The organism is Trichocoleus sp. DQ-A2, assembly GCF_039961915.1.
In the GTDB taxonomy this organism is placed as follows: domain Bacteria; phylum Cyanobacteriota; class Cyanobacteriia; order Cyanobacteriales; family FACHB-T130; genus FACHB-T130.
Window position 1 is genome coordinate 23,979 of sequence record NZ_JAMPKD010000040.1, and the last position, 10,884, is coordinate 34,862.

Sequence of the window (10,884 nt, forward strand, 5' to 3'; positions counted from 1 at the left end):
AATAATTCGTAAACTTCAATAAAGACAAAATATATCGCGTCTCTACGTCAGGAAAAATACCTGTTTAAAACTTTAACAAAATTGCTATATTACGGCGCTCATACCTATCCTTGAGCTAATTTACAAGAGATATAACAAACATGACGAACATCATTTTTAGACGAGCATTAGCGGCTGATTATCCTGAAATCCTCGCTTTGCATAGAAAGAATCTCGTGTCTAACTTGTCTGAGCTAGAAAGGCAGAATGGCTTTCTATCAATTGACTTTAAGGATGATTTTCATCTGGCAGCGATTAACGAAAATTTAGCAATAATGGTTGCTGTGCAAGAGAACCTAGTGGTTGGATATGTTTGTGCAACAACTCAAGAATACTCTCAGGAAATTCCCTTGCTCAAATATATAATGAGCTTGTATCCAGAAATAATGTTTCATGGGCAACCTTTAAGCAATTATCGTTCCTTTTGGTATGGTCCGGTTTGTGTTGCAACTGCTTACCGTGGAAGTGGTATCTTACAAGGTTTATTTCAGGCACTTCTTGCTCAAGTCGCCACACAGTTCAATGCTGGCGTTGCTTTCGTAGTCAATGACAATTTGCGAAGTCTTCGGGCGCATACTCAAAAACTTGGTATGGAGATGCTCAGAGAGTTTGAGTTTAACGGCAAATTCTACTTCATACTTGGATTCGCAGTGCCATCTTCCTAACCAATTTCTTTAAGAGCGCATCTGCTTGATTAAAGCTGTAAGTTGTGTTTCTATGCGATCGCCTCGCACACAGTAGCGGCGCGTGTCCAGTGGTTGACAGGTGGGTTAGCTGAGGGCGATCGCTTCCTATCCATAACTTACCAACTACCCCAGGTATTTACCCGTAGAAAGCTTTATTTTTTAAGTAGAAATTTATTTTCTAGTCAACGACTTTATTTTTGTTTACACTTGTTCGCGATTTTGAGAATTACATTTCCTAGCTATTTCATCTGCCTAATGGCTGTTTGGTTACAGCTCATTTCTGCCTTAACTAAGATTGAGACTGCATAGTTCAAGGTAAAGAGAATGAAAGAAATCACGCGCCGCCAATTTATGGTTACGGCTACCCTGACAACAGGTTTTGCCCTAGCAGTGCAACCCATTTCTGCCAAAACGATTGCGACTGATGCCAAGGGATTAGTCGCGGGTGCAGTGAAAATTCCGGTTAAAGATGGCGAAATTCCAGCTTACAGGGCGATGCCAGCAAAAAGTGGAAATTTCCCGATTGTCTTGGTGATTCAGGAAATCTTTGGCGTACACGAGCATATTCAGGATGTTTGCCGTCGCTTTGCCAAATTGGGGTACCTAGCGATCGCACCCCAATTGTTTGTGCGTCAGGGCGATGTTTTAAAGTTAAGCAACGTTGATGAAATTCGCCAAGTAGTCGCCAAAGTACCGGATGCCCAAGTGCTTTCCGATCTGGATGCTACGGTAGACTGGGCGGTAAAGTCAGCCGAGGGGAATGCCGATAAATTGGCGATTACCGGCTTTTGCTGGGGCGGACGCATTACCTGGCTGTACTCAGCGCACAATCCCCAAGTCAAGGCAGGCGTGGCTTGGTACGGGCGTCTGGTGGGCAATGCTACCGAACTGACACCCAAACATCCCGTCGATATAGCCTCGGCGCTGAGTGTCCCGATTCTCGGACTCTATGGTGGCAAGGATACGGGGATTACCCTGGATACAGTAGAGCAGATGCGCGATCGCCTGAAGTCCAGCAGCAGCAAATCTGACATCATTGTCTACCCCAACGCACCCCACGCCTTTTTTGCCGATTATCGCCCCTCTTACCGGGAGAAAGAAGCCAAAGATGGTTGGAAACGCCTCCAGGCATGGTTTAAGCAGCATGGCGTGTAGGATTTGGAGACATTCAGCGCATGGCAACCATACATTAATTATCTTTGAGCTGTCAGTTCGGCGCTGAAAGCAATCGCTAAAACCTAATCTTTGTAATATTCAGGAGACACGATCATGATCGACCTTTACTATTGGACGACGCCAAACGGACACAAAATTACTATGTTTCTGGAGGAAGTCGGGCTACCCTACACCCTAGTTCCGATCAACATTGGCACCGGCGATCAGTTTAAACCAGAGTTTCTCAAGGTTTCCCCCAACAATCGCATCCCTGCAATCGTGGATCGCGAACCTGCTGAGGGTGGCGAACCGATTTCTGTTTTCGAGTCTGGTGCAATTCTGCTGTATTTAGCAGAAAAAACCGGAAAGTTGATTTCAGCAAATATTCGCGATCGCGCAGAGGTTCTGCAATGGCTATTTTGGCAGATGGGCGGACTCGGACCGATGGCAGGACAAAACCATCATTTCACTCAATACGCCTCTGAAAAAATTCCCTACGCGATTAACCGCTATGTGAATGAAACAGGACGTTTGTATGCAGTGTTGAATAAACGATTAAGCGATCGCGAGTTTATTGCGGGCGCTTATTCTATTGCCGATATCGCTGCTTATCCCTGGATCGTGCCCTACGAAAAGCAAAACCAAAAGATCGAAGATTTTCCCCACCTGCAACGCTGGTTTGAAGCGATAAAAGCCCGTCCTGCAACCATTCGCGCTTATGAGAAAGCAGAAGCTTTTAAAGATCAAGTAATCAGTCCAGATCAGGCGCGGGATCTGTTGTTCAATCAGTCCGCCGATACCGTCAAGCGTTAAACTATAACGATTTTCAGAGAACCAGCCGCTTCGCTATTTGGGAGCTACCAATCTTGAGCGGTGGGTCGAATCAGAATCTCGTTGACATTCACTCGCGGCGGCTGAGTAACGGCATAAACGATCGCGGCTGCAACGTCCTCGCTTTGCAGAGGAACGATCGATTTACGCCGTTCTTCGGTGCGTTGTTTGGCGATTGGATCGGTAATGTGGCTGTCGATTTCCGTATCCACCATGCCTGGTTCGATGATGGTGACGCGAATGTTGTGCTTGCATACTTCCTGGCGCAACGATTCCGAGAAGCCATTGACTCCCCATTTTGTCGCATTGTAGCCACCGATTCCTACTCGTGCGGTTCGACCTGCAACGGATGAAATGTTAACGATATGTCCCGATCCTTGTGCTTTCAGGATAGGAAGAACCGCATGAGTTGCATACATCAATCCCAGAACGTTGAGATCGATCATGCGTCGCCAGTCAGAGGTATTTGCTCCCTCAATATTACCTGACAAAGCAATGCCCGCATTGTTGACGAGAATATCGACTCGACCAAATTGTGCGTTGGCTTTTTGCACTAGGTTCTGAACTTGAGTTTCATCCGTGATATCTGCCACGATTGACAATGCTTTTCCACCCGTCGCTGCAATGCCATCTGCGATCGCATTCAGTCGATCAAAACGCCTTGCTGCGATCGCTACCTGTGCGCCTTCTGCTGCTAGCGCGATCGCAGTCGCCTCACCAATGCCAGCCGATGCACCAGTGACGATTGCCACTTTTCCGTCTAATTTCCCAGTCATCCATACTCCTTAATTTCTAAGCTGCGTCTGGCTCCTGCTGTGAAAACGCTAGAATATCTGCTAGCAGAAGGTTAAGCAGAAACGATTTGGTTTTACCTTTATCGATGCAGATTAATATAATTACCGACGCTACTAAAATTCAGGGCTTTTAAGCCAAGGACGTCACGTCATCCGTTGGTAAGACAAAGTTTAAACTTTTTTATATAAAATGGCTCTTTATTGCTCGAATCATTGTAGCAACCCGAAGATGGCATTAAGCCGCAACTGATGGGATAAAGAGCGATTCTAAAAAGGCTGATAATGAACGCAGCGATCGCAAGGCCCACTGGGATTAATCGTACATCGAAGCAACTCAGAGCGAGCATTGTATGAGCAGGTGATATCTCCGATTACCCAGCGCCCGTCCAACAGACTACACTCTGCCGGGGTATCGAACTTTTGAACGTAAAGAGCAATTTTGTGAAGCTGATAACGACCCGATTTGAGCAGATAGCGATGCCTACGTTCTAAAACCATATATGTTTGACCCTCGACTTCTAAATAGGCTCCAGGCTCAGGATTCCAGTCTAGATATAGATGACTCAGGGTAGAACGGGGATGGCTCAGAATGACTTCTGTAGGCAAAGGATTCAGCTTCATAACAAATTAATATCGACAGACCGCCAGAAAATTTGCATCAAATTCACGTCTATATACAGCAGTCCTATTTAAGTCCTAAGAAAAGTCATAAGAATACGTAGTGCGGTCATCTTGCCTGGGATTCAACGCAAGCAGGACGCTCACACTACGCAAAAATCTCACGACTGATTGAGGATTGCTATCGGTTATTGGCTCCGACAAATCGCTTCATCGGAGCCAATGCCCTAGTGTGCAGCCTGACGCTCTTTGGCTTCTTTGATCACCTCTTCTGCGATGTTACTGGGGCAAGGAGCATAGTGCGAGAACGACATTGAGAACTGTCCGCGCCCAGATGTCATGGTACGCAGATCGCCAATGTAGCCAAACATTTCGCTCAAAGGCACATCTGCCTTAATGCGTGCCCCCGTCTGATTTGTCTCCTGAGATTTCATCATCCCTCGGCGGCGGTTAAGATCGCCGATGATATCGCCCATGTAATCATCTGGTGCGAAGACATCAACATTCATGATTGGTTCGAGCAGCTGAGGCGCAGCCTTAGGAACAGACTGCCGATAAGCGGCTTTTGCAGCAATCTCAAACGCCATTGCTGACGAGTCCACCGGGTGGAAACCACCTTCAAGCAGAGTGAACTTCAAGTCCATGCAGGGGAACCCAGCCAATACACCGCGATCGACGCAGCTTTCAAAGCCTTTTTCCACTGCTGGCCAATACTCTCTCGGCACGGTACCACCTGTCACCTTTGACTCAAATTGGAAGCCGCTGCCTGGTTCACCCGGCTCAATTACATAGCCAATTTTGGCAAATTGACCAGAACCACCAGACTGCTTCTTGTGGACGTAGCTGTCTTCGAGGCGTTTCGTAATCGACTCGCGGTAGGCTACTTGAGGTTTACCCACCTCAACTTCAACCCCGTGGGTGCGCTTCAGAATGTCCACCTTGATGTCGAGATGTAGCTCACCCATCCCCTTGAGAATTGTTTCGCCGCTCTCCTCATCTGTCACCATATGGAAAGACGGGTCTTCTTGCACCATCTTAGTGAGCGCGGCGACCATCTTTTCTTCACCCCCCTTTTGCTTCGGTTTGACCGAAATGGAGATGACGGGTTCTGGAAAGACCATTGGCTCCAGCGTCGCGGGATTCTTGGGATCGCAGATGGTGTGTCCGGTTCGGATGTTCTTCATGCCGACGATTGCCACAATGTCACCCGCCTGAGCTGAGTCGATCTCTTCGCGAGAATTCGCATGCATCTCAACTAAACGGCTGACCCGCTCAGTCTTACCTGTCGCGGTGTTCAGTACGGTATCGCCTTTGGACAATGTCCCGGAGTACAAGCGCGTGAAGGTTAAAGCACCGAAGCGATCGTCCATGATCTTAAACGCGAGTGCCCGCAATGGTTTGTCTGGATCGACAAGCGCAAAGCTGCCTGTTTCATTCCCTTCCAGATCGATCTCTGGCTGCGGTTTGACCTCCATCGGGTTCGGCAGGTAGTCAACCACGGCATCCAGCACCAACTGTACGCCCTTATTCTTAAACGACGAGCCGCAGTAGGTCGGGAAAAACGCCAAGTCGCGAGTACCCTTGCGAATACAACGCTTAATATCCTCCATCGACGGCTCTTCCCCTTCGAGATACTGTTCCATCACAGCATCGTCCTGCTCAACGGCTAGCTCAATCAACTGTTCGCGGTAGGTCTCGACCTGATCGACCATATCGGTAGGAACATCTTTGATCTTATAGTTCATCGGATCGCCAGAGTTGTCCCACACCCATGCCTTACGGGTCAGCAGATCGACCACGCCGCAAAACTGTTCTTCAATGCCAATTGGCAGCACCATCACCAGTGGCTTGGCTCCAAGCACTTGATCGACTTGCTTGACGACTCGGTAAAAATCAGCGCCCGTGCGATCGAGCTTGTTGATGTAGACGATGCGAGCGACTTTGGAGTCGTTGGCGTAGCGCCAGTTGGTTTCAGATTGCGGTTCGACTCCACCTGAACCACAGAAAACACCAATACCTCCATCGAGAACCTTCAGGGAACGATAGACCTCAATGGTGAAATCAACGTGTCCTGGGGTATCGATGATGTTCAGTTGGTGATCGTTCCAGAAACAGGTAGTTGCAGCCGACTGGATCGTAATCCCGCGTTCTTGCTCCTGTTCCATGAAGTCCGTCGTCGCCGCGCCTTCGTGTACTTCACCAATTTTGTGGATTTTACCTGTCAGCTTCAGGATTCTTTCAGTTGTGGTGGTCTTGCCAGCATCGACATGAGCGAAGATGCCAATGTTTCGATAACGAGTCAGGTCTTTCATAAATTGGTCTCTAGAGTAAATACAACGAACCGTTGGCGACCACCTGCAAGCATTACAAGCCAGGAAATCAATATTGCCTTTGTAGCCAGTGCAGGCTGGATTTCAATTACGCGGAATACAAAGAAATCCTTTTGCGTTTCTCTGGCGACATTACTAATTGTAAATTGTGGAATGTCAAGGTGACAGTGGTTAGAGAGATTAGACATATTTGCATCAGCGATATCGCCGCCGCAAAAGTGCGATCGCGCCAATTTCACTGTTCTCTACCAAGCCAGAGGTTCGGAGTTCGCTTGCTGGCGGCTCTAGTATTGTGCTTGTGCGGCTCTTGTTGGAGCGGTTAGCAGTTTCGAGAAACCCGAAAGCGATCGCTTTCGCGATTGAAGGCATATTCTCAACGAAAACTGAGTGACGGGGAAGCTGGCTCTGTACAAAAAGAACGCTGCTTTTACAAGCCTACTGGTAAGGTTAGAGTGAATGCAGTCTGTCCAGATAATGTCGGGTCAAGCGTCAGATTACCACGATGCGATCGCGCAATTTCCCGCGCCAAGCTCAGTCCTAATCCAATTCCCTCTACTTTGCGGGTTCGGGCTGGATCGCCGCGATAGAAACGGTCAAAAATTCGGTTTCGCTCATCCAGAGGAATCTCTTGAGAGCAATTACTGATGGTAATCAACACAGCTGTACTCTGACGACGAGCCTGAATCCGAATCCACCCATTCGGGAGATTATATTTAATGGCATTGCTAATCAAGTTTTGCAAGACTTGAATGAGTAAGTCGCGATCGCCCTTTACGCGCAAACTATCAGCAATTTCTGTTTGAATCTCCAGATGCGGTGCGAGCAGTTCGATATCTTCCAGCATCTCAGTTAACAAGCCAGACAAATCCACCTCAACTCGATGCAGGTTCATTTGTCCGGCATCCGCTAGAGAAAGCAGCAACAGTTTACGCACAATCCCCGTCAGTCGGCGCACTTCATCCAGCAAATTGCTCAAGCTTTGTTGCACCTCGGAACCCGGATCGGCTTGTTGCAAGGTGCGTTCCAGTTCCCCTTGCAATATCGCTAGCGGAGTCTTGAGTTCGTGGGCAGCATCTCCACTAAAGCGGGACGCTTGTTTGAAACTGCGTTCCAGGCGTTCCAACATTTTGTTGAAAACCTGAATTAACTCGACAAATTCAACATCCGTTGTCCCGATAGGAATCCGTTGTTCTAAACCGCTAGCGGTGACATTCCCAATACTCGTGGTTAGCCGTCGGATGGAATGCAAGCTGCTTCCAGCAATTGCCCATGCACCCCCGGCTACAAGCAGAAGTACCCCTGGAATTGAAATCAGGAAGATGTTACGGATGACGACCATCTCAGTTGCGATCGCGTTTAAACTCACTGCGATCGCAATTTGAGCAAAAGGTGTTGTAACGGCACCAATCCGCCATGTTCCGCTTGCGGTGCGCTGGGTAACGAATCGAGGCGTAGGCGGGGGTCGATCCGGCGGCGGTTGCGATCGCTCTGGAAATGGCGGGTTGGCTTCGGAAAAGGGGGCTGTTGGGCGATCGGAAGGGGGTGATGGAAACGGCAGCAATTGGGGGCGCGATGTCCAAAGGTTTTTGGTATCGAGATCGGTAGTCCATTGCTCGGAACGATACAGCACATTGTTATCTGCACCGATTATTAGTAAGGCGATCGCTGTTTTTGTATCGGTTCTAAACGACTGCCCAAGTGAGTCTTCATAAGACTGCCAGCCACGCGGTCGAGGGCGACTTACCCGCATCAATTGGCTTTCCAATTCTGCATCCAGACGGCTCACCTTTGCCTCATAAATCAGCCACCAGGAAATTAATCCAAACCCAATGAGGGCGCTACCTGCCAGAACAGCAGACAATAGAGCAATCCGGATACGGAAAGAACGCAGCTTCACTCTTGAGACTCTGATTGACGAAATCGATATCCAACGCCGCGAATGCTTTCAATCCAACCCGCGCCACCGATAGAGTCAATTTTTTTACGAATCCGTTGAACGCACACATCGACCACGTTGGTATTGGGATTAAAGTCATAGCCCCAGATGTGTTCCAAGATTTGCGTTCGGGTGAAGACTCGTCCAGGCGATCGCATTAGGTATTCCAAGAGGTTAAACTCGCGGGTGGTGAGTTCAACGATATGTTGATTGCAAGTGGCTTCTCGCGTGATGCGATCCAGTTTGATGGGACCAACGCAGACTAGATTTTGGCGATCGCCCGCAGTCCGACGTATCACTGCATGAATCCGGGCAACGAGTTCTTCAACAAAAAATGGTTTCGCGATATAGTCGTCAGCACCCAAATTTAGACCTTCAAGTCGGTCATCCAATTCATTACGAGCAGTCAACAAAATGACTGGAACATTCTGTCCTTTCCGGCGCAGGCCCTTGAGGATAGACAAACCATCTTTTCCCGGCACCATGATGTCAAGCACGAGCGCGTCATACTCGTTGTCCAAGGCGCGAGTATACCCCTCGTCTCCGTTGTCACAGTAATCGACGACAAATCCCTGTTCCTTCAATCCAGCTCGGACGAAGTTGGCAATTTTCGCTTCATCTTCAACGAACAGAATATGCATGGGTTTCTCATGCGTCGGACGGCTTGGGCGTTTATTCAGTTTAACCTGTGGTTATCTGTAAGCCACCTGTTCCAATAAGTTTTCCCTGCAAATTCAGAAGTTAGCTCTATCGGCTAGGCAATAATTGAATTGACCAATTTTGGTAATTCTATGAAGCTAAATCAGTTGATCGCTGTGTTGCAATCTGTTAAAGCAAATGCCAACAAAGGCAAAGCCGAAGTATCACAACTGGGTCAGAAGAGTACATTATTTCAAGGATTGAGCAGAACTTACCAGCCTAGAGAAGAGGATGGATTTGTATATCCTCCTGAATCGCAAAAACTGACGCTGAAGGCTGAGGAGTTGATCGAAAAGTTTGTGCAATCTTGCTCTGAATTTTTAGACCTAGCAGCTACTCAGGACTACGCTAATACTGAGGCTAAAGCATCTGTCACAGTAGATGGACAGACTATTATTGCAGAGGTTCCTGTTTCCTATTTATTATTTCTTGAAAAGCAGCTTCAGGATGTGAAGACGTTCATTGCTTCGCTGCCAGTGCTTTCGATTGACAAAGACTGGCAGCATGACCCCAATCGAGGATGCTACGTCACCAGTCCCAAAGAAACTGTGAAAACCAAGAAAATTACTGATTTTGTCGTTGCCTATGAAGCAACGGAACATCACCCTGCCCAAATCAAGGAGGTTTCCAAAGATATTGTGGAAGGAACCTGGAGTTTGATTGAGTTCTCAGGGGCACTTCCTCAAGACCGCGTGAATCGAATGCTGCGTAGAGTGGATATGTTACAAAAAGCCGTGATTCAAGCTAGAGAAGAAGCCAATAGCAAGGAAGTGCAGCAGCGGCAAGTTGCTAATGCGATTTTTGGCTATTTATTTGCAGATTAAACTACACTGGATTTGGAGTACAAGTTCATTTTTAGCGAGTAGGGATTTGCAGGTTCGATTCCTGCCCCCCAGTTTATCTGGGGGTAGGCAAATGGTAAAGCCGCCCTAGCGCATTAAGCTCAGAATAAAGCTCAAGCTATTGCTCCAATCTCATTTTAAAAATCGCTCCCTGTATCATTCTCTGTAGAACAAGGCTAGCGAGACACGGGTTCAAATCCCGTCCCCTGCTCTAAGTATGCGGGGGTAGTTTAGTGGAAAAACCTCACAGCATCAGATTGATTCTGCGGAAACTGGAAATCTCTCATATAGGCTCAGCGATTACATCTTCCCCGGCATTCAGGATACGAGTGCCGGGATTTTAAACTAGGAACACTTTGGAGGCCAAGCACAGTTGAGTGAGGATGGGATAATTTTGATCCAAATGTTTCCAGGCTTGTGGTTGGCTGCATCAAAGCATACCGCACAAATGCGGTAGCGATCAAAGTAGCTATGGTTCTGCGATCGGTAGATGCGGTAAAACTATCTTCTTAGAAATCTTTCAGGATTGCCTACGAAGTAGATAATGCCATTTTTTTGAAGAATGCCATTTAGCAATACTGGTAAATTAGAATAGCATGTTAAACTAAGGGCAAACTTGCACTATACTTGCCTTCCAGTCATGGCTGAAAAGCTAATAATTAGAAATTTTGCTGGTATCAAAGAGCTAGAAATTGAGGTCAAGCGAATCAATATATTGATTGGACCTCAAGCTAGCGGTAAAAGTGTATGTGCAAAGCTCCTTTTCTATTTTAAAAACTTTGTTTGGGAAATCTTATCATCTGTAGAGAATGAACAGACGAAGCGCAATTTAGATTCAAGTTAAGTGCTTATGTAAAATAAATTACACATAATAAAAAGTAGAATAAGCTAAAACAAAAGTCAAGAAAACAAGAGACTTATGAGATTTATTAGAGATTTAAGCCGAGAAACTCA

Annotated in this window: 11 protein-coding genes; 5 read left to right on the forward strand and 6 right to left on the reverse strand. The window is 47.2% G+C overall.

Annotated elements, in window-relative coordinates:
- Positions 1-140 precede the first annotated feature (140 nt).
- From NC997_RS25995 to NC997_RS26005, 3 genes are all read left to right on the forward strand, one after another.
- The gene (locus NC997_RS25995) at positions 141-704 is read left to right on the forward strand and encodes a GNAT family N-acetyltransferase (protein WP_190427967.1); all 564 of its coding nucleotides are present in this window, start codon (positions 141-143) and stop codon (positions 702-704) included.
- A 345-nt stretch (positions 705-1,049) separates the two neighbouring features.
- Positions 1,050-1,880, forward strand: a complete 831-nt coding sequence (locus NC997_RS26000) for a dienelactone hydrolase family protein (RefSeq protein ID WP_190525513.1) — start codon at positions 1,050-1,052, stop codon at positions 1,878-1,880.
- 114 nt (positions 1,881-1,994) lie between these two features.
- The gene (locus NC997_RS26005) at positions 1,995-2,693 is read left to right on the forward strand and encodes a glutathione S-transferase N-terminal domain-containing protein (RefSeq protein WP_190525514.1); all 699 of its coding nucleotides are present in this window, start codon (positions 1,995-1,997) and stop codon (positions 2,691-2,693) included.
- Between the two features lie 44 nt (positions 2,694-2,737).
- On the opposite strand, the gene NC997_RS26010 is transcribed toward NC997_RS26005, so the two are convergent.
- The 6 genes from NC997_RS26010 to NC997_RS26035 form a co-directional block, all read right to left on the reverse strand.
- A complete protein-coding gene (locus tag NC997_RS26010; RefSeq protein ID WP_190525515.1) occupies positions 2,738-3,487 on the reverse strand; it encodes an SDR family oxidoreductase in 750 nt (249 codons plus the stop codon).
- Positions 3,488-3,772: 285 nt separating this feature from the next.
- Positions 3,773-4,126 carry a DUF6464 family protein gene (locus NC997_RS26015; protein ID WP_190412930.1) on the reverse strand — a complete coding sequence of 118 codons (354 nt, stop codon included), beginning with the start codon at positions 4,124-4,126 and terminating at the stop codon, positions 3,773-3,775.
- A gap of 224 nt (positions 4,127-4,350) precedes the next feature.
- Positions 4,351-6,435 (reverse strand): elongation factor G, encoded by a 2,085-nt coding sequence (gene fusA, locus NC997_RS26020; RefSeq protein ID WP_190412929.1) that lies wholly within the window; start codon positions 6,433-6,435, stop codon positions 4,351-4,353.
- Positions 6,436-6,648: 213 nt separating this feature from the next.
- A complete protein-coding gene (locus NC997_RS26025) occupies positions 6,649-6,822 on the reverse strand; it encodes a hypothetical protein (RefSeq protein ID WP_190434680.1) in 174 nt (57 codons plus the stop codon).
- 58 nt (positions 6,823-6,880) lie between these two features.
- A complete protein-coding gene (locus NC997_RS26030; protein ID WP_190525516.1) occupies positions 6,881-8,350 on the reverse strand; it encodes an ATP-binding protein in 1,470 nt (489 codons plus the stop codon).
- Positions 8,347-9,030: a response regulator transcription factor gene (locus NC997_RS26035; protein WP_190525517.1), complete on the reverse strand. Its 684-nt coding sequence runs from the start codon at positions 9,028-9,030 to the stop codon at positions 8,347-8,349. Before NC997_RS26035 ends, NC997_RS26030 begins: the two co-directional genes overlap by 4 nt.
- A gap of 150 nt (positions 9,031-9,180) precedes the next feature.
- Here NC997_RS26035 and NC997_RS26040 point away from each other — a divergent pair, with 150 nt between their 5' ends.
- Positions 9,181-9,912: a hypothetical protein gene (locus NC997_RS26040; RefSeq protein ID WP_190525518.1), complete on the forward strand. Its 732-nt coding sequence runs from the start codon at positions 9,181-9,183 to the stop codon at positions 9,910-9,912.
- Positions 9,913-10,570: 658 nt separating this feature from the next.
- The gene (locus tag NC997_RS26045) at positions 10,571-10,774 is read left to right on the forward strand and encodes an AAA family ATPase (protein ID WP_242031275.1); all 204 of its coding nucleotides are present in this window, start codon (positions 10,571-10,573) and stop codon (positions 10,772-10,774) included.
- The last annotated feature ends 110 nt before the right edge of the window (positions 10,775-10,884 follow it).